Annotated in this window: 12 protein-coding genes; 2 read left to right on the forward strand and 10 right to left on the reverse strand. The window is 61.6% G+C overall.

Annotated elements, in window-relative coordinates; translation table 11 throughout:
- Positions 1 to 2: 2 nt before the first annotated feature.
- Both IAE77_RS13475 and IAE77_RS13480 read right to left on the reverse strand, forming a co-directional pair.
- Positions 3 to 3362: a protein kinase gene (locus IAE77_RS13475; RefSeq protein WP_294227318.1), complete on the reverse strand. Its 3360-nt coding sequence runs from the start codon at positions 3360 to 3362 to the stop codon at positions 3 to 5.
- A 69-nt stretch (positions 3363 to 3431) separates the two neighbouring features.
- Complete coding sequence (locus tag IAE77_RS13480; protein ID WP_294227320.1) at positions 3432 to 5180, reverse strand: Hsp70 family protein; 1749 nt, start codon at positions 5178 to 5180, stop codon at positions 3432 to 3434.
- Positions 5181 to 5240: 60 nt separating this feature from the next.
- Between IAE77_RS13480 and trpD the strand changes: the two genes are divergently transcribed.
- Positions 5241 to 6278 (forward strand): anthranilate phosphoribosyltransferase, encoded by a 1038-nt coding sequence (gene trpD / locus IAE77_RS13485; protein ID WP_294227323.1) that lies wholly within the window; start codon positions 5241 to 5243, stop codon positions 6276 to 6278.
- A 68-nt stretch (positions 6279 to 6346) separates the two neighbouring features.
- On the forward strand, positions 6347 to 7231 hold the full coding sequence (locus tag IAE77_RS13490) for a hypothetical protein (protein ID WP_294227325.1): 885 nt from the start codon (positions 6347 to 6349) through the stop codon (positions 7229 to 7231).
- A 19-nt stretch (positions 7232 to 7250) separates the two neighbouring features.
- Here the strand turns inward: IAE77_RS13490 and IAE77_RS13495 are convergent, their stop codons facing one another.
- The 8 genes from IAE77_RS13495 to IAE77_RS13530 form a co-directional block, all read right to left on the reverse strand.
- The gene (locus IAE77_RS13495) at positions 7251 to 8513 is read right to left on the reverse strand and encodes a DUF1552 domain-containing protein (RefSeq protein ID WP_294227328.1); all 1263 of its coding nucleotides are present in this window, start codon (positions 8511 to 8513) and stop codon (positions 7251 to 7253) included.
- 64 nt (positions 8514 to 8577) lie between these two features.
- Positions 8578 to 10815 (reverse strand): tetratricopeptide repeat protein, encoded by a 2238-nt coding sequence (locus IAE77_RS13500; protein WP_294227330.1) that lies wholly within the window; start codon positions 10813 to 10815, stop codon positions 8578 to 8580.
- 488 nt (positions 10816 to 11303) lie between these two features.
- Positions 11304 to 12467 carry an AAA family ATPase gene (locus IAE77_RS13505; protein ID WP_294227332.1) on the reverse strand — a complete coding sequence of 388 codons (1164 nt, stop codon included), beginning with the start codon at positions 12465 to 12467 and terminating at the stop codon, positions 11304 to 11306.
- Positions 12468 to 12567: 100 nt separating this feature from the next.
- Positions 12568 to 15021 (reverse strand): DUF1592 domain-containing protein, encoded by a 2454-nt coding sequence (locus IAE77_RS13510; protein ID WP_294227334.1) that lies wholly within the window; start codon positions 15019 to 15021, stop codon positions 12568 to 12570.
- Entirely contained in the window at positions 15018 to 16376 is a 1359-nt protein-coding gene (locus tag IAE77_RS13515) for a Gfo/Idh/MocA family oxidoreductase (RefSeq protein WP_294227336.1), read from the reverse strand. The genes IAE77_RS13510 and IAE77_RS13515 overlap by 4 nt, the downstream gene beginning before the upstream one ends.
- Before the next feature lie 101 nt (positions 16377 to 16477).
- Positions 16478 to 16609 (reverse strand): hypothetical protein, encoded by a 132-nt coding sequence (locus IAE77_RS13520; RefSeq protein ID WP_294227338.1) that lies wholly within the window; start codon positions 16607 to 16609, stop codon positions 16478 to 16480.
- Positions 16610 to 16809: 200 nt separating this feature from the next.
- Positions 16810 to 16971, reverse strand: coding sequence for a hypothetical protein (locus tag IAE77_RS13525; RefSeq protein ID WP_294227339.1), 162 nt, complete (start codon positions 16969 to 16971; stop codon positions 16810 to 16812).
- Positions 16968 to 17255, reverse strand: coding sequence for a hypothetical protein (locus tag IAE77_RS13530; protein ID WP_294227342.1), 288 nt, complete (start codon positions 17253 to 17255; stop codon positions 16968 to 16970). The genes IAE77_RS13525 and IAE77_RS13530 overlap by 4 nt, the downstream gene beginning before the upstream one ends.
- Positions 17256 to 17670 lie beyond the last annotated feature (415 nt).

Below are 17670 nucleotides of genomic sequence, written 5' to 3' on the forward strand. Positions count from 1 at the left end.
GCTCAGCGGGGTGGAGTTTGAAAGTCCAGCCGCCCGCGCTGGAAGACATGTGGCAGCGTCGCGCCGACGGGTGATGCGAGTTGCGCCGTCGGGCGGGCTTCGATGCTGCGTCCGGCACCCGCTTTGGGCTGGTTCAGGCAGTCCTGCACATAAACGACCGCTTTCAGCGGGGATTTGACCGGCAGCTTCTCCTCCGGCTCTCCGAAGGTGCATTTTTCAAAGACGCAGTTCCGCGTGGCCAGCGCGAAGCTCTCCGGCACGCGGCAGTTGATGAAGCGGCAGTTCTGGATGCTGAGCCAGTCCTTCGTCACCTCCATGCCCGCGTCCTCCTTGAAGACGATGGGGACCAAATCCGCATCGTGCATCGTGCAGCCGTCCAGTTTCATGCCCACGTCACCGATCTTCCAGTTCTGCATGAAGCCACCGGTGATAACGCAGTTGGCGAAATTCCAGCGGCTGCTGAAGTAGGCGGTGAACCAACCCCCTTCTTTGGCAAACGCGCAGTCCTGGAAGAGGCTGTTTTTCGCCTCGAAACTGCCGCCAAGGTCCGCAGTGACCTTCACATCGCGAAAGTGTCCGCCGTCGGTCTTCCACGAGCCTTCGCGCATGTGGAATCGCACATTCTCGATGCGCATGCCGGGCAGGCTGGTCACATCGCACCGCTGCTCGTCGTAATTGGCCTTCGGGTCCTTCTTGCCGGGCGCTCCGATGTCGATCCGGCGCAGCGGACGGTAGGTGCCGGCCGGCAGGGTGAGTTTGCCGGCCCACTCCAGCTTGTGCAGCAGCGGCTCCTTCAGCTCCGGCACGCTCGACACCTCATTTTCGAGCGTTTGAAGGTCCACTTCCTTCAATTGGATGGATTTGATCGTCACGACGTCGTCGAGCCCGAAGATCTCCAGCGGTTTGTTCAGCTTGGAATAGTCGCCGAAGTGCAGGTAGCGTCGTTCGCCGTTCACGTTGAGGCTCTGCATGTGGGGCATGACCCGCCACGTGATGGTGACGAAGGTGTCCTCGGGAATGCGGCCCTTGCCGGCGGCGTGACGTCCACCTGCAAAGTCTGCGTCCATCCGCAGTTCGTCCTGATTGCGCTCCCAGTTGAAGATCACCTGCTTCGCCGTGTAGGCCAGCCGTAGATTGTTCTTCTGCGTCTTGGCCGTGATCGTGAGCACCAGCGGCGGCTGGAAGCTTTCTGCAGTCGTGAAGCGCTCGCCACGGTTGAGCACGAGTTCCTTGCCTCCGGGCAGCAGTTCCCGGGCTTCGTCGAGCACCGTGAGCTTTTGCCGCGCCAGGTTGCGGATGCGTTGCGCAGCCAGACTGGCGTCGTCGCTCTTCCCCGCCTGGGTCCATTCCGCTTCGGTGGCTTTGAGCAACTCTTCGTATTTCAGGAACAGATTGATCACCCCATTGTGGCGGGCGAGTTCGATGGGACGAAGGCTGGTGCGATAGGTGGAACGCAGATTTTTCAGCGACACGGGCAGATCCGCCGCGTCGTCGGGCGGCAGCGGACTTTGAGCAGCCACACGGTCTTTCTCGGCCCGCAGGACGAGGCTCTCGGACTCCTGAGAGGCAGCGGCCAGCGCACGGTCGAGCGCTGCCGCATACTTGGAGTTCAGATCGGCCAGGGCGCTTCGATGAACGGCAAGGACATCGCGCTCCAACGCGGCGTGGAAGCTCGCATCCAGCTCACGCAGACGCTTCGCTCCTTCACTTTCCACGACAGGCTCCGGCATCGGTGCGGGTGTGGTGGGTGCCGTTTGCGTCTTCCCATCCCACTCGATGATGAACGAGCGGCCGGCGGTTTCGAATCCGCTGCCCCAGCCGAGCACCGGGTCGGTGCCGAGCGTCATCTTGAGCACGAAGGTCTTCTCGGGCTCCTGGTCCTTCGGGCCGGAAGCCCAGCGGGTGTATTCAAACGGCTCCCCGGTGATCCAGCGCCACACACCTTTCTCACGAATCGCTCCAATCGTGACCATGCGGGCGGACACCTCCTGCACATACACCGGCATCACACGCTCCAGCCACTCCTGCTCTTCCTGGCTGGTGACGGTAAGCAGGTGGGCACCCAGACTTTCCGCGTGTTTGACCGCAGTGCTGAAGCTCATGCGCTGCTCCACCACCTGATAATGATGTCCGTTGTGGCTCAGCACAGGAAAGTTCGTCAAAGGACTGCCTTTGGGGGCATCGGGAGCGGATTCCACCACGACGGGCATGGGCGGCGGAGGAGTTGGCGGCGGAGAAGGGATCGTCGCCGTTGCGACCGGCTTCGCATCGTTCGAATCCGTCGGCGCGGGCTTGTTTTCGACCGTCGTGACGTCGGACGACGGTTTTTTCGAATCGCCGCTCCGCAGGAAAAAGAATGCCGCGCCGCCCAACACCACGACCGCCGTCATGATGAGGCCCCATGGGGCGCCTTGCTGCGGCGGCGGGGTGAACGGCTGCGGACGCGGGCGCGGCGGCATGCCTGCCTGGCGTTGCGGCTGGGTCCGGGCCTTCGCCACCGGCACGGTGAGGATCTGGTCGAGATCACGCCGGATTTCGCGGGCGCTCTGGTAGCGTTTCGCCACGTCCTGCTCCATGGCCTTGCGCACGATGGCATCGAAGCGCGTGTCGCAGCCCGTCTTCTCGCTCGGCAGCTTGAAAAAGCCGCGCGGGATCTCCCCGGTCAGCATGTTGTAGAGCATCACGCCCACCGCGTAGAGATCAGCACGGCCGTCCACCATCATGTTGGTGATCAAGGCCTCCGGCGCCACGTAATCCGGCGTCCCCATCGTCATCCCACCCTGCGTGAGGCCGCTGGTCTGCGCAGGATCGTGCATCCGTGCCAGGCCGAAGTCGGCCACCTTCACCGCCCCCTCCATGTTGATGAGAACGTTGGCCGGTTTGATGTCCCGGTGGATGACACCGTGCTCGTGCGCGTATGCCAGGGCGTCGCACACATGCGCCGTGACCGCCAGGGCGTGGTCCGGCGTCAGGCGGCCCTGCGCCTGGATCATCTTCGCCACATCCGTGCCGTCGATGTGCTCCATCACAAAGTAAAGCAGGCCGTCGGCGGTCGCGCCGAAGTCATACACGGACACGATCCCCGTGTGGTTCATCTTCGCCATCGTGCGTGCCTCGTTGGTGAAGCGCTCCACGAACTCCGCCTCGTCCTCCGCCGCCTGTGGAGGCAGCACCTTGATGGCCACCAGCCGGTCCAGCGAAGTCTGCCGCGCTTGGTAAACCGCACCCATCCCGCCACACCCCAGCATGGTCCATTCGTCGTACTGCGGCAGCATCGCGTGCAGGTGCTCCGGAGCCGGCGGCACCCAGCGCACCACGCCTCCGGAGGAAGAAGTCTCTTCGCGTTGAGGATTCTCATTCATGACCGGTGAAAAAATGGGGTTCGCTGCAGAACGTATCTGCCGCACGCCCTCTTGGGAATCCTAAAAAACTCAAACCAGGCCGCGTCGCTCCAGCGACTCCTCCATCGCACGGTCGATCAGCATCACCGCGAGGGATTGGGTGGCGTCGTCGAGGAGTTGAGTGGCGGCTTTGAGGGCCTTGGCGTCGTGTTCGGCGGATTCGAGCAGGGATCGCACCAAGGCGGCGGCATTCAGCACGGTTTGTTTCTCCTCGGCGCTGACGACATCGCCAAGCTGGCCAAGCGCGGCATCCACGGCGGGCAGCAGTTCCTCGGCTTTCAGCTTCGCCTCGGTCCAGATGCGCTCGTTCATGTCCTCGAAGGCGAAATCGACGCTCTCGGCGATCATCTGCTCCACGCGTTCATCAGCGACATCGACGGCGGTGCCGCGGATTTCGAGCGTGGTGTCCGTGTTCGTGGCCGTGTCACGGGCCAGCACGTGGAGAATGCCGTCCGCGTCGAGGCTGAACTGCACGCCCACCCGGGCGCTGCCTTTCGGGCCGGCGGGGAAGGGGACTTCAATGCGTCCCAGCTCCCAGTTGTCCTTCGCCAGCTCACGTTCGCCTTGGAGAATGCGGATCAGCATCGAATCCTGGTTGGCGACGGCATTCGTGAACATTTCGCCCGCTTTGGCGGGAATCGTCGTGTTGCGTGGGATGATGATGTTCATCAAACCGCCGAACGTTTCGATCCCGAGCGAGAGCGGCGTGACATCGAGCAGCAAAACCTGGCGCAAGCTGCCGCTGAGGATGCCGGCTTGGATCGTGGCACCCAAGGCAATCGCCTCGTCTGGATTTTGTGAGGTGTTCGGCTCACGACCGAAGATCTCGCGCACGTATTCGCGCACCAGCGGCATGCGGGTGCTGCCACCGACGAGGATGATTTCATCGAGCTGCTCCGGCTTCACGCCGGCGTCGCTCAGGGCGCGCAGACAGTGCAAACGGGTGCGCTCGATCCACGGCCGGGCTAGTTTGTCGAGTTCGCCCCGGCTGATTTCGAGACTGCCGGCGAGTGGAATGTCGATGCGCGTCGTTTCGTCGCTGGAGAGGCGTTTTTTGGCCAGTTCAGCCGCCTCGATGAGTCGGATGTCGTTGGCGGGCAGGTTTAACCGCTCGGCGACGAATTGAGCGAGCAAGCGATCGAGATCATCGCCGCCGAGTTGCGTGTCACCCGCGGTGGAAAGCACCTGGAAGACGCCGTCGCGCATTTCGAGCACGCTGATGTCGAAAGTGCCGCCGCCGAGGTCATAGACAGCGATCTTTTGATGCTCGGAAAGCTTGTCGAGGCCGTAGGCGAGCGCCGCGGCGGTCGGTTCGCTCAAGATGCGAACGACTTCGAGTCCGGCGAGTTCGCCCGCGCGTTTGGTGGCGTTGCGTTGAGCGTCGTTGAAGTAAGCCGGCACGGTGATGGCGGCCTGCGTCACGCCTTGTTCCAGCGCTTGTTCGGCGATGGCCTTCAAGTGCTTCAAGATCTCCGCCGAAACTTCGACAGGCGTCGTCTTCAAATCGCTGAGCACGTAAGGCGGCACCCATCCGCCTTCGCCCGGACGACGGCCGATGAGGCGTTTCACGGAGGTGATGGTGCGTGCGGGGTGCAGCGCCCGTTGCCGTAATGCAGCGGCGCCGACGGTGATCTTGCCATCCTCACCAAACACGACGGCACTCGGTGTGCTGCGATCACCGTTCTCATCGGCCAGCAGGATCGGAAAGCCGCTGTCCACGACGCCGACGAGGGAGTTCGTGGTGCCGAGGTCGATGCCGAGGATCGGTTTCGAGTTCAAAGTGTTTTGAGTTTCAAGTTCGAGGGTTGCTAAACACGGGGCGGCATTCAAAATCAAATCATGGAATCGCTCACCAGCCAGCTTCTCTCCCACGTGCATCTTAACGACGGCCAGATCGCGCAGGCGGCGGCCGGCCTGGTCGATCTTGCGGTCGAGTCGGTGGCGAAGGCGGATTTTCTGCGGGCGCTGGCCCGGAAAGGCGAGACGCCGGCGGAAATCGCGTCGTTTGTGCGGGAGTTTTTGAAGCTGGCCGTCGATCCGTGCCTGGATCGCGCCAAGCTGCCCGGCCCGATGCTCGATGTGGTGGGCACAGGCGGGGACAAGCTGCATCTCTTCAATGTGTCGAGCACGGCGATGTTCATCCTGGCTGCCGGCGGCGTGTGTGTGACGAAACATGGCAACCGCGGCATCACTTCGAAAGCAGGCGGCGCGGATGTGTTGGAGGCGCTGGGCATCAAGATTGACCTTCCGGTGGCCACCGTGGTGCGTGGCATCGAACAAATCGGCCTCGGGTTCTTTTTTGCGCCGCTCTACCATCCGGCCTTCAAGGCGGTGGCCGAGGCGCGGAAGATGCTCGCCGCGGAGGGCCAGCGCTCGATTTTCAACGTGCTGGGACCGCTGCTGAATCCAGGGCGGCCGGATTACCAGCTCATCGGTGTGTTCGATCCGAAGCTGACGCGGGCGTTTGGCGAGATCCTGGTGCAGCTCGGTCGCAAGGGCGCGTGGGTCGTCCACGGCAGCGCCGGAGGCGGCCAGGGCATGGATGAACTCTCCACGCTCGACATGAATGACGTTTGCGAACTCAAGGATGGCGTCTTGAACGAGATGAAGATCGACCCGAGGGCGCTCGGCTTCGGCAAAGCATCGCTGCAGGACCTCGTCGGCGGTGATGCGGGTGAGAACGCGATCATTCTCGAAGGTGTGCTCGCTGGCACGATCAAGGGGGCGAAGCGTGACATCGCCGTGCTGAACGCGGCGGCGGGCTTTGTGATCACCGGCAAGGCGGCGGATCTTCCCGCTGGCAGAGCCCTTGCCGAGGAGTTGCTGAATCGCGGAGCGGCCCATGCGAAGCTGCGGGCGATGCAGGATTTGTGCTGAGCTGCTGGCGTGATTTCCCGCGAGACAGCGCGGCGGGAGGTGTTACGATGCGCGCAAGTTTTTCCGCCGTGCCACTGCCCGCGACCGCCAACGAAGTCCTCGAAACCGTCCAGAAGGTGCCCTCCAGCACGTGGGTGACGTGGGCCACCATCGGCTTCATGTGCTTCGCGGCCGGCATTGCTTTCGTGAAAGGCGTGATGCAGCAGATCATGCGGGTGCTGACGCTGGCCGTGTCCGTGGGCGCGGCTTATTACGTGTTCCGTCATCGCGCCCAGTTCTTTGGAAACACCAATGTCAGCACGGATCACCTGCTGCTGCTGTGCGTCGCGGCCGGGCTGCTGACGTTCTTTCTCTGCAAAGGCGTGCTGTATCTCGTCGCCGGCTTTGGTTTGCTGCGGCTGACAGGCGGCATCGCTGGCTGGAAGGGCATGATGATGAGCTTCCTGCCCTCGGGAGCGTTGCTGTGGATCGCGTCCTTGGTGCTGCGGCTGATGGGCAACCTGGAGGGCATGGAAAGCGCCGCCGACATGGTGAAGAAGGGCGGTGCTTTGGAAAGTCAGGCCAAGTCGATCTGGCACAGCCTCAGCCAACGCATGGACGGGACACCTTTCGGGAAGCTGTCGGCGAAATTCGACCCCTACGACATCAAGGCCACGGCAAACCTGGCCCGGTTGCTCATTCTCTGGCCGGAAGGCAGCATGTGGCAGCGGCTCGCCGCACAAAGTCCCGCCACCGCACAGGCCCTGAACCATCCGCGGCTGGTCGAACTCGGGTATGACAAGGACGTGCAGAATGCCATCGACCGCCAGGACTTCGCGGGCCTGATGCAGATGCGCAAAGTCGAGGACGTGGCGCAGCATCCCGACCTGGCTCCGCTGCTCAGCAGGCTGGAACTCGAGCAGGCGATGGATTCCGTCGTCTATCAGCGCCCGCAGCCGGTGACGCTGCGGTGAAACGGCGGCCTGTGCATCATCACACGATGTCCAGCCCGCTCATCTCGCCCGTGCTCGTCGCGAAGGTCTCATCCTGCATGCCGAGACGATGCAGGGCGCTCAGGTAGAGGTTCGGCAGCGGGTAGTTGTTCTTCTGGTCGAACGCCAGGTGACGCCCATGCCTGAAGCCACCGCCGGCGAAGAGCAGCGGCATGTTCTTGTTGTCGTGGCTGCTCGCATTGCCCAGGTTCGAGGTCAGGACGACCATCGTCTCGTCGAGAAGCTTGTCCGCCTTCAGCTTGCGGATGAAGGAGCCCCACGTGTTCACCACGCCCTGCTCCACCAGGGAGAGCTGCGTCAGCTTCTCCTCGTCCATCCCGTGATGGCTGAGCGTGTGATAGCTCTCATCCACGCCTTCGATGCCGTTCACGTTGTTTCCGGTCACATGCAGTGTGACGAAGCGCGTGCTGTCCGTCGCCAACGCCATGTGGACGATGTCGAGGAAGATGCGGTCCACCTCCACCTCGTTGTCACGCGGGATCTTGGTGGGGGCGGCGAGACTCACTTTGGGCTTCGGCTTGTGCGTCCAGGCCTCGTTCGCGGCGAGGCGTTGCTCCAGTTCGCGCACGCTGGTGAACCAGGCGTCCAGCTTGTCACGATCGCCGGAGCCGACCTCGCGCATGAGCGATTTCGCCTCCGCGCCCACCACATCCATCACGCTGCGGCCACGGCGGATCAGTTCCGCCTGGCGCTCCTGCTCGGCGGGCGTGTCATTCACAAACAGGCGCGTGAACAGGCGCATCGCGTTGTTTTCCGCCGGGATCATCGAGCCGTTCTCCGTGTAGCTCGGGCTGCTCTGGCTGTTTGTATTCAGCACCAGCGAGGGAAAGCGCGTCTCATGCCCCAGATGCTTCGCCATGTATTGGTCGAGTGAGATGGTGTTCCTCGATGTGGCTCCGCGTGAATTCGGGCAGGCTGAAAAGATGCTCCCTTCGGCCGAATGGCCGCCCGAAACCCCGGGATGCGACGAACCGGACACGATGGTGAAGTCGTTCCGGATGTCCTGCAGCGACGTCAGGTAACGCGATGGCTTGTAATCCGTGCCGGCTCCTTCCGGAACCAGGTTCGGATTGTGCAAACCGAGCGCCAGGCTCATGCCGACAAAGCGTTTCGCCTGCCTCGTCTCCCGGGCAGCCGCAAAGGCAGGCGTCATCGCATCGAGCAACGGCAGGCCGAGCGTGATGCCGGCCCCCCGCAGCATGGCGCGGCGGGAAAGGTGTTTTTGAAAGGTAAAGGTGCTCATGGGGGGATAATGCGCCAACGATGGTGATTCATCTGTCTTTCGGCTTTCGCTGCGTATCGCTTTCTCACGCTGAGTGGTTCGTGTTCGCAAGCTGGTAGCGTTGACGAGTTCGTGCTGAAAGGTTTTGCGAGTATGACTGAATGGTTTGCGCCCAATCTGGCTCGAACTGGCCGAGCATTCGAGGTCGATCTTTCGGTTTGGCTTCGAGATAGTCCAGCCAGGTGCCCAGCATTCTAAAAACATCAGATTCAAACGTCGCGGGCGTAAATATGCCTGCCCCCTCCGAAAAGAGGTCACGCAGCAAGTTCAGTGGAAGCCCGGCATCGACTATTCTGAAAAAGATAAAGAATTGCTCTTTCAGCCCGTCGGTTCCTAGAGCGATGAGAATGCGTTTTCCGAGTTGGAAGGCTCCTGCTTCGCCTTTGTCATTCCAAGCATCCCAGATTGCCTCGGCAAACTCCTCAACGGTGACATCCCAATCAAACAAATTCGTGCCTTTGTGAGTAGTTGCATAGTCCCACGCGGATTCGAATGATGAAAGGCGGCAGAGATGGCGTGCAATCTGTCCGTGATTATACGCCAGGCGCTCTGTTAGTGGCTGGCCTTCCCAGGCTTGAAGAGCCTGCTTTTGGTATTTCATCGCCTCAGCAGTCTTGCCTGTGGCCGCAAGGCACCAAGCCATCTGCTCCAGGCTGTCCACGGTCGAAATCGGGTGATTATCGCCAAACGCGAGCGATGCCTCGAACGCCTTCACCGCATCATCAAACTGCTCGGATTCTTTGAGGAGGATGCCTTTCAAGCGACAAGCTCGACAGGCGTCTTTGCGGTCCATCTTCTTCAGAACCTCTTCAATCGGCGCTAGGATGCGCAGAGCAGGTTGTTGCGCGTTCTGCCCCCTGCTGAGCTGAAGCAAAAAGTGCTCTGCCAGCATCCAGGATTTCGCTGTTGTTTCTCGAATGCCTGCATTTGCCCACAGGCAAACTGCTCGGGCGGCCCATTCGGCGGCTTGTTGGATGGTTGGGCCCGCCAATCCATCTAGATGCTGGAACGCAAAATCAGATGCTTCCGTCAATGAAGAGGCGAGGGGATATGCTGAATCGAGTTCGACCAATGCATGAACCCATTCCGAATTTGTGAAGACAGATTGCAAAGCTTCCGCTGACTGGGAAAACCGGGAAAGAGTTCTTTTCCTGTCATCGGCAGAGTGCTGCTTCAGTAGGCTAGCGTGGAAATGATACTTTATGACTGAAGAAACTGGCATTCCAGCTAGTAGCTGGAGCGGCCGTCGCTCGCTTTCTACAGTAATAGCAGCATCTGCCAGATGCTTCGCCTGCTCACATGCCGTCCGAAGTTCCTCATCGGTTTTGAATCTGTCGAAAACCTGCGCGTAAAATGTGGGCATGTCCTGGCCTGTGAATAGCACTTCATCCATCCAAAGCCATTCTCGGCCCAGCCGAACCAAGCTTTCCGCGTCTCGCATGCTCTCAGGCAGCAGCTTCACATCCACGCCGCGTTCGGAGCAGGCGAGTTTAGCCATGAACTCGGCCTCGGCGGGTTTGGCGCTGCCGAGGTAGCCTTCAGCGAAGTGCCACTTGTGGCGGAACTCGATGCTGGTGGCGAGCAGGTCGGCGAGGATGGCTAGTTGGCAGGGCTGGTCAGGATCGACGTAGCGCATGCGGTAGAACTGGACGAAAAGCCGGTCGGTGACTCGGTAGGAGTGCTCCTTGTTGCCAGGGCGGCGCTCATTGACGACGTAGCCGTAGTCCACGAGCCAGCGGAAGGCACGTGAGATGTCATTTTGCCGGGCGTGAACACGGGCGGCGAGTTCGACCTGCGAAGCGGGCTCGCCACCGCGGATGAGAGCGTCAAAGACCTTGCGCGTGTTCGCCGGGAGGCGCTCGATGAGCGAGCGGTAGTAGTCGGACATGCGGTCGAGCGTGGCGGTGAGGTCAGCACTGGCGCTGACGGGGTCCTGCTCGTCGAGAATGGCGGAGGCAAGCACGGCTGCCACGCGGGCGCTGCCACCGGTGAAGCGGCTGTAGGCATCAATGCGGGCGAGCTGGCGCTGCGTGGGCACTTTCCCAATCAACTCGGCACGACGGGTCAGGTAGTGACGGTGGTCCAGCTCGTTCCAGCGCGGCATGGGATGGTGCTCAAACTGCCGGAAGAGCCTTTTTTCATAGGCCTCGTCAAACTCTCCTTCAACCGCCGTGGCGAGGAGCATGATGCGCGGCTCGTTTTCCATGAGCGAACGCAGGCGTGAGGCGCGGACGGGCGAGTCAAAGGCCTGCTGGAGCAGCATGTCGAAGTTTTCGACCCCGATGACGAGCAGCGTGCCGGTGAAAGCCTCGAGCAGGGACTTCAAGGCAGTCTCCCAGGCGGCGGCCTCGTCTTTTTCACTCGTCTGCCAGGCGGGCGAGCTGCCTTTGCTACGCGGTTTGCCGGGGAGCAGCCTCTCCACCTCGCGCAGCCACTCGTGCGGGGCATAGACATTGGGCAGTTCTTCCGGCAGCAGGACAAACGCGGCGCTTTCGGTCATGACCTTAGGCCACATGGCCTGCACGAGGCAGAGGAAGAAGGACTTCCCCGCGCCACGCGGCCCGGTGACGAGCCAGTGGCGGCCTGCCGCTGGCTCCCGGTGCCGCTGGCGGACAAGAAGATAAAAATCATGCAGCAACTCCTCCCGTCCGGTGCTGAGCCGCAGAACGGTTTCCGAGCTCATTTGACGCGGATTGAACCACGGGATGTCCTTGGCGGCGGTCATGGATGGTGGGAGGTTTTTTTCCAAATTCAGCTCACGCCGCGCTCGGCCCGCCACCACTGCCGAAGGAGGTTCAGGCTGAAGAGCCAGCGAAAGTCGGCTCCTTCGAGAATGAAGTTGTCGTATTGCAGCATCTGCACGACCCGGCGGTAGCCTTCGGGCAGCTTTTTGCCGTTCAACCTCGCTCCAGCGGCTGTTTTGGCCCGCGCGATGGTGTCGAGCACTTGCTCGGCGATGGGGAGTTCTTCGCGAGAGTAGTGCTTCGAGAGCCTCTCACGGAATTGCTGGAGGAAGGAGCGGTTGATGGCAGGAAGCACGTCATCGTGCATCAGCGCCTCAAGCGAATCCTGTGGGCGCATTTGCGAGAGGTATTGCGTGGTAATGTTCAAGAACTCGGGAACGAAGTCAGGCAGGATCTGGAGCGTCGATTCGATGTGAGCGGGCTTTGAGGCTGTTTTTCCTTGGAGACGGCTGGCGAGGTATTCCTGCGCTTCCTCTTTGGAAAATGGCCGGATCGGCAGGCGAAAGAGCCCTCCGAGCACGGTATCTGGAATGCCGTGCAGAGTAAGCAGGTTTTCCATGCTGATGGAGCCTGCGATGATCATGCGAAGACCGGCATCGCGGAGCTTGCGCAGGCTGGCGAGCGCTACCGTCAGCTCCACATCTGGCACTCCGGCCCGGATGAGATTTTCGAGGAGGAAAGGTAGCTCGTCGATGCAGAGAACAGGCAGCTTTTCCGCCGGATGCTTTGACAAAACCTGGCCCAGCGCCTCCACGAGCGGCTGCCAGTAGCGCGGCAGGGATTCGGGTGCCTGAAACTCGATCACGGGACCATCCGGGATGCCCACCTTGCCCACATGCTCGCGAAGCCACCCCATGAGCTTGTCCGGGACGCTGCCGAGCGTTTTGAGCAAATCTGTGGTCTCTGCTAGCAGGGATTTGGGCATCTCCCGTAGCAGATCGCGGTAGAAGTCATGCAAGCTCGTGTAGTCCTGAACATTGAGGAATCCGATCTGACCTCCCGCATCGGCATGCCGCACCAGCGCCTCTTTGGCCACCCAGCTCTTGCCAGTGCGACGGATGCCGGTCAGGAGCACGCTTTGGCGGCTCTGCCAGCAGTCGCGAATGAGTGCGAGTTCCTTGTCACGAAAGCGAAAGGATGGGTTGCGGAGCTGGTTGGAAGAGATGGGCATGGCGGAAGTTTTGTAAATTCATATGAATTGCAAATCATATTTATGGCGGGCTGGCTTTGGAAGGGCCTGCCAATGCGAGTCACCCAGTGCCAAGAAGTGGCTACTTCCTTCGAAACACCTCGCTCAACACCACCTCGCGCATGATCGAACGCAGACCGTGGTCGGATGTTGCGGTGTCCGTGACGATCTGGTCGAGCGCGGCGGCATCGCTGAAACGCGGGGCGGCACCGGTTGCATAAGTGACGAAATGCGCGGCAAAGCCACGGGCCAGCTGCGCCTTGCGTGCGCTGTAGAGGCCCTTCCAGACAACGAGGTCGTCGAACGGCGTGCCATCGGGCGTTTTGCCCGATGGATCGACTTTCGCGCCTTTGCCCATGCCGTAGCTGGCGCGCCAGCCGCCGACGGGATCGTAGTTTTCCAGCGCAAAACCCGGCGGGTCGATGGTTTGATGGCAGCTCGCACAGCTTTCGTTGTTGCGATGCTTGTCGAGCTGGTCGCGGATCGACGTCGCCCCGCGAATGTCCGGCTCGATGGCAGGCACACCGGGCGGTGGCGGCGGAATCGCCTCGCCGAGGATGCGTTCGTTGATGAACACCCCGCGCACCACAGGCGAGGTCGTCGTGCCATCCGCCGTGACCTTCAGCACGGCGCCCTGCGTCAGCAGTCCTCCCCGTCGGCTGTCTTTCGGCAGCGACACCTTTTGCAAGCCGGAGCCAGACTCCAGACCCAGCGATTGCAGGGCACTCTCCACATCGACACGAGCTGTCGTTTTGTCCTGTGGCTGCGGTTTGGCCCCCTTCCGCTTCTTGTCCTTTTCCGTTGGTTTCACAGCGTCCGCACGGGCGAAGTAATGCCGCGCCAGACGACCATTCAGGAACGTGAAGCTGGAATCGACGAAGTGGCTGATGCCCAGGTCGCTCCGGATCATTTCGGCGAAGTAAGTCCGTGTCTCTTGCAGCATCGACTGCTGCAGCACGGTGTCGAACGTGCGGAACTGACGTGGGTCAGGGGTCGTGAAGTCGATCTCCTTCAATTTCAGCCACTGATCGGTGAAGCTCGCGATGAAACGCTCCGCTTTTTTGTCTGCCAGCATGCGTTCCACCTGCTTCGTCAGCACCGCCGGCTTGTTCAGCTCGCCCCGGTCCGCCAGCTTCATGAGCTGCCCGTCCGGCATGCTCACCCACAATGCGTAACTCAGCCGCGTGGCGATGGCGTGATCATCGAGCGCGCCAGGAGCTTCGATGAACGTCAGAAAACGCGGTGAGCACAGCATCGCACGATAGCTGGCCCGCAAAGCCTCAGTGAACGAATCCCCCTCGGAGAGCGACTTGCGTCCGATGTCGCGATAGGGAGCCAGATGCTCCTTTGTTTCGGGCCGACGGAACGCACGCCGTGCGAATTCGCCCACCAAACGGTCAAGATCCTCCGCTGTGCCCTTCTTTGGATCGACATCGCCGAAAAGATGACGGCGCACCGTCGCACCATCGGCATAAGGGTGGATGCGCTCCATCAAAATGCCCCGATGCGCGATGCCGCGATAGCCTTCCTTCTCAAGATCGCGGCCGATGAAGCTGACGTTGCCGCCCTTGGCCCCCGTGGGCGCCACCTTGTTCTCCCCATCGTTCGGACGCAGTTCCAGGCGGTGCGTTTCCTGAATCCACGCCTCGAAAACCATGTCCCGCGGCTGCGCGGTCGCCTCGACCAGGCCGATCATGTAGAGCATCGGCGCGTTCGACTCGCACTCACCGGAGCGCAGCGTGCCCCACGCCGCGCCATCGGGTCCGGGATTGATCGCCTGCACGTCCTTCAGCGTGATCCGATACCACCCGCCATCAGGAACACGCGTGGCATTCATGCGCCCGAAGAACTGGAGCCCGATCGGCCATGAGATGCTGCGTCCGCCGCGAAAATCCGGCCCGCGGTAATTGCCGCGGCCGTTTTGTGTCGTGTCCTTGGCAGTGGTGAAGCGTGAGAAAGGCTTGTCGCCCTCCAGGGCGCGCGAGAAGGCGTCGTCCAGCGCCAGATCCGCCACATCCAGGTAGCGGGCCAGTTGATGATGCGAAAGCTGCTGGCCGTCGGAAACCGTCTCAAAGCCATGCGAGGCGCGATCCTCCGGCAGCAGGTCCTTCAGCGGGATGTCGATGCCGAGCAGATCGTGAATCGTGTGCTCATACTCCGTGCGTGTCAGCCTGCGGCTCCGCACGCGGCCATTGGCCGCGATGTCGTCGGCATCCGCCTTGACCAGCGGCGTCTTCAGGGCAGCGAGAAAGCCGTCTTTCTCCGCCTTTTCCGGCTGCGGCTTCTTCTTCGGCGGCATCTCGCCATCGCGCACGCGTTCGAAGACGTGCTGCCAGGTTTTAAGCGAGGCGGCGTCGAGCTTGTCAAAGTGCAAGGCGGTCAAATCGAGGCCGCCCTTCTTCACGTCCGCGTCGTGGCATTCGACGCAGTGCTGATCGAGAAAAGAGGCGAACTTCGGTGGTGTCCCGGCGTGGAGGCATCCGGTGAAAATGGTCAGGATGGCGGACAAGGTCGTGCGCATTCGATGAGGGGTCATGCTTTCCACAAATCTTCACCGTAATTCCATCCTTCGCGAACAGGCTCTTTGATCCAGGAGTCGAATTCGGGGGCGTCTTTGACTTTCATGGCCGCGGCGTCCCATTCGATGGTTTTGCCGCTGCGGATGGCCAGCACGCCGACGTTCACGAGTTCGGTCAAAGGGCACGCGTAATCGAAATGGGAGCCGGCGTGCGGGATATCACCCCGGATGGCAGCAAAAAGCTCGCCAATCGGCTCCCCCGCAACCGAGCGCGGCAGCGGTTTGCGACGCAGCACATCGATGATCGGCGTCATGCGTTCGCGAGGCCAGAGCTGCGGGCTTTGCACACGCATGCCTTCTGAGAAGAGCGTTTCCTTGCTGCCCTTCATGATCATGCCGTTGTCAGGCAGGCCTTTTTCCATGCCCGGCAGCGCCTCGGGCAGCAGGCCGCCCTCATACCAATGAATCTCCACCGGCGGCATCTCGCCACGTGCGGCGAAGTGGAAGATGATGTGCGATTTCGGCGCGGTGTAAGCCTTCAAATTGCCCGGCGTCTGCTCCACCACCTCCACCTTCTCCGGCATGCCGAGCTGCAACGCCCAGAATGGCGCATCAAGGCAGTGGCAGCCGATGTCGCCGAGCCCGCCGCAGCCATAGTTCCACCAGCCGCGCCAGAATTGCGGCAGGTATTGCGCGCTGTATTCCGCGTCGGCCACGGGGCCCTGCCATTGCTTCCAATCGAGACCTTCCGGCACGGGCTCACTTTTGGGAATCTCCGTCGGAAACGTCTGTGCAAACCCCACCTTGCCCGAAGGACGGTCGGTCCAGCAATGCACCTCCTTCACCTCGCCGAGCACACCGGCCTCGAACCACTCCTTCACCAGGCGGATGCCTTCCCAGCAGTGGCCCTGGTTGCCCATCACCGTCTGCACGCCGTGCTTCTTCGCGGCCTTCTGCAGCGTGCGCACCTGCCAGATGTTGTGCGCGAGCGGCTTTTGCACAAAAACGTGCTTCTTCGCCTCCATCGCAGCCATCGCCGCCGCGAAGTGCGTGTGGTCCGGCGTCGAGATGAGCACGGCGTCGATCTCAGAGCCCTTCTTGTCCAGCATCTCGCGGAAGTCGGTGAACTTCGGGATCTTGGGATGCTTCTCCGCGATCACGCCCGCGCTGCGTGTCCCGAGTTTCCGCCAGTCCACATCACAAAAGGCGACGATCTCCTCGTCACGCGCCCCGCTGACCGCACCATTGCCCATCTGCCCGATGCCGACGCAGGCCACGCGGATTTTCTGCTTCGAGTCTTGCGCCCGCAAAACGTTCGGCGCGGCGATGGCGCCCAGGGCGGCGGTTTGGAGGAAATGACGGCGGGTGGACATGGGAAGGCAAAACGCGGCATCGCGTCCCACATTACGTTGAAATGCTCGTTGCTGCCTCACGGCTTCTGGCGACTGCTTCCTGATGCCCCGCAAAAGTCGCATCAACGAGCCTGACATTCCCATTTGTGCTCGGGCGTGATGTCCTCGTAAAGTTTCTCCCGTGACTTCCTTTCGTTCGCCAAAGCATGCTGCCCCTGTTCGATCAACTCGGGCAGGTCGGGGGCTTCCAGCATGGCGTGGAGTGCGGCGGCGCTGATTCGATCATCGTGCACCACCCTTGGGAAACCGTTAAGAGGGCGCAAAACGCGTTGGCACCATTGTCCCGCGCCTGCTCAATGGCCTGCATGCTTTCTTCGGTCCCCAACGAGATGATCCTCGGCTCCGCGGCATGGTGGTCACGCTTTGACCGGCTTTGCTCAAGCCGTCCAGGCTTTCATTCGGACCGGAAGCTCATCTGCTCCGCAGGCACATCCAGCCGGATGCGGGTGCCGTAGCCGAGTCCTTCTGTCCACGGCAGCAGCAGTTCGAGCACGTCCGGCGTCTGGAAATGCGTGGGTTTCGTGTCGGGATGCGGGAAGTAGATCCAGCCGCTCACGGGCGGCGCGTCTTCGCGATGCACCGCGACGTCAAAGAACGAAAATCCTCCGCCGGGTCCTCCGGATGCCATTTCAACTGCCGGAACGTGTGCCGTGCCCTGCCGATCCGATAGCTGAAGGGCGCGATGCTCACGTTCAGCGTGCCTGGATAAAATGCGCCCAGATCCAGCCCCAGCGCCGCGAAATGCGGGAGCTGCATGCGAACGGTGCCGCCGGGATACTTGGGGTTTTCATTCAGACCGGACGCGACGCGGTGGCCTGGGACGATGACGGCGGGGATCATGGGCTGAGTTGGTTGTCCCATGGACGAGGCTTCATCGTTTTGCGAGTGGAGTTCTGATGCCGACCCTGGCGCGGGTTCCGGCTGGGGGTCAGGGGAAAAGAGGGGTGGTCTGGTGCGAGTTTCGCCGCAGGCACCCTCTGGAAGATCACTGAGCGCGTGGACCGGGGCGGGGGAGGAGGTCTGTGGCTGTATTTTCCACGAAAGGCAGGACATTTGGGAATTCAGGCACGGCGAGGGAGCAGGGGTGGATTCGCTGCAAGGCCTTGAGGCTGAATGGATTACCGCGCATCAAGGCATAATTCTGAGATTGCGTGAACTAAGTCACTACTTAGAGCTTGGCTTTGGAGCGGGACTTGCTACAGATGGCCGCCGGTAATTTCTGCTTTTCTGCCCATGTCCCGCATCCGCCTCTTTT

The sequence above is a fragment of the Prosthecobacter sp. genome, assembly GCF_014879935.1.
In the GTDB taxonomy this organism is placed as follows: Bacteria; Verrucomicrobiota; Verrucomicrobiia; order Verrucomicrobiales; family Verrucomicrobiaceae; genus Prosthecobacter.

Bases quoted from the DNA above. Each gene is read 5' to 3' on its own strand.
- IAE77_RS13510 (WP_294227334.1), bottom strand. From the start codon at position 15,021: ATGACCCCTCATCGAATGCGCACGACCTTGTCCGCCATCCTGACCATT.
- IAE77_RS13515 (WP_294227336.1), bottom strand. From the start codon at position 16,376: ATGTCCACCCGCCGTCATTTCCTCCAAACCGCCGCCCTGGGCGCCATC.
- IAE77_RS13500 (WP_294227330.1), bottom strand. From the start codon at position 10,815: ATGCTGCTCCAGCAGGCCTTTGACTCGCCCGTCCGCGCCTCACGCCTG.
- IAE77_RS13530 (WP_294227342.1), bottom strand. From the start codon at position 17,255: ATGATCCCCGCCGTCATCGTCCCAGGCCACCGCGTCGCGTCCGGTCTG.
- IAE77_RS13505 (WP_294227332.1), bottom strand. From the start codon at position 12,467: ATGCCCATCTCTTCCAACCAGCTCCGCAACCCATCCTTTCGCTTTCGT.
- IAE77_RS13495 (WP_294227328.1), bottom strand. From the start codon at position 8,513: ATGAGCACCTTTACCTTTCAAAAACACCTTTCCCGCCGCGCCATGCTG.
- IAE77_RS13520 (WP_294227338.1), bottom strand. From the start codon at position 16,609: ATGCTGGAAGCCCCCGACCTGCCCGAGTTGATCGAACAGGGGCAGCAT.
- trpD (WP_294227323.1), top strand. From the start codon at position 5,241: ATGGAATCGCTCACCAGCCAGCTTCTCTCCCACGTGCATCTTAACGAC.
- IAE77_RS13475 (WP_294227318.1), bottom strand. From the start codon at position 3,362: ATGAATGAGAATCCTCAACGCGAAGAGACTTCTTCCTCCGGAGGCGTG.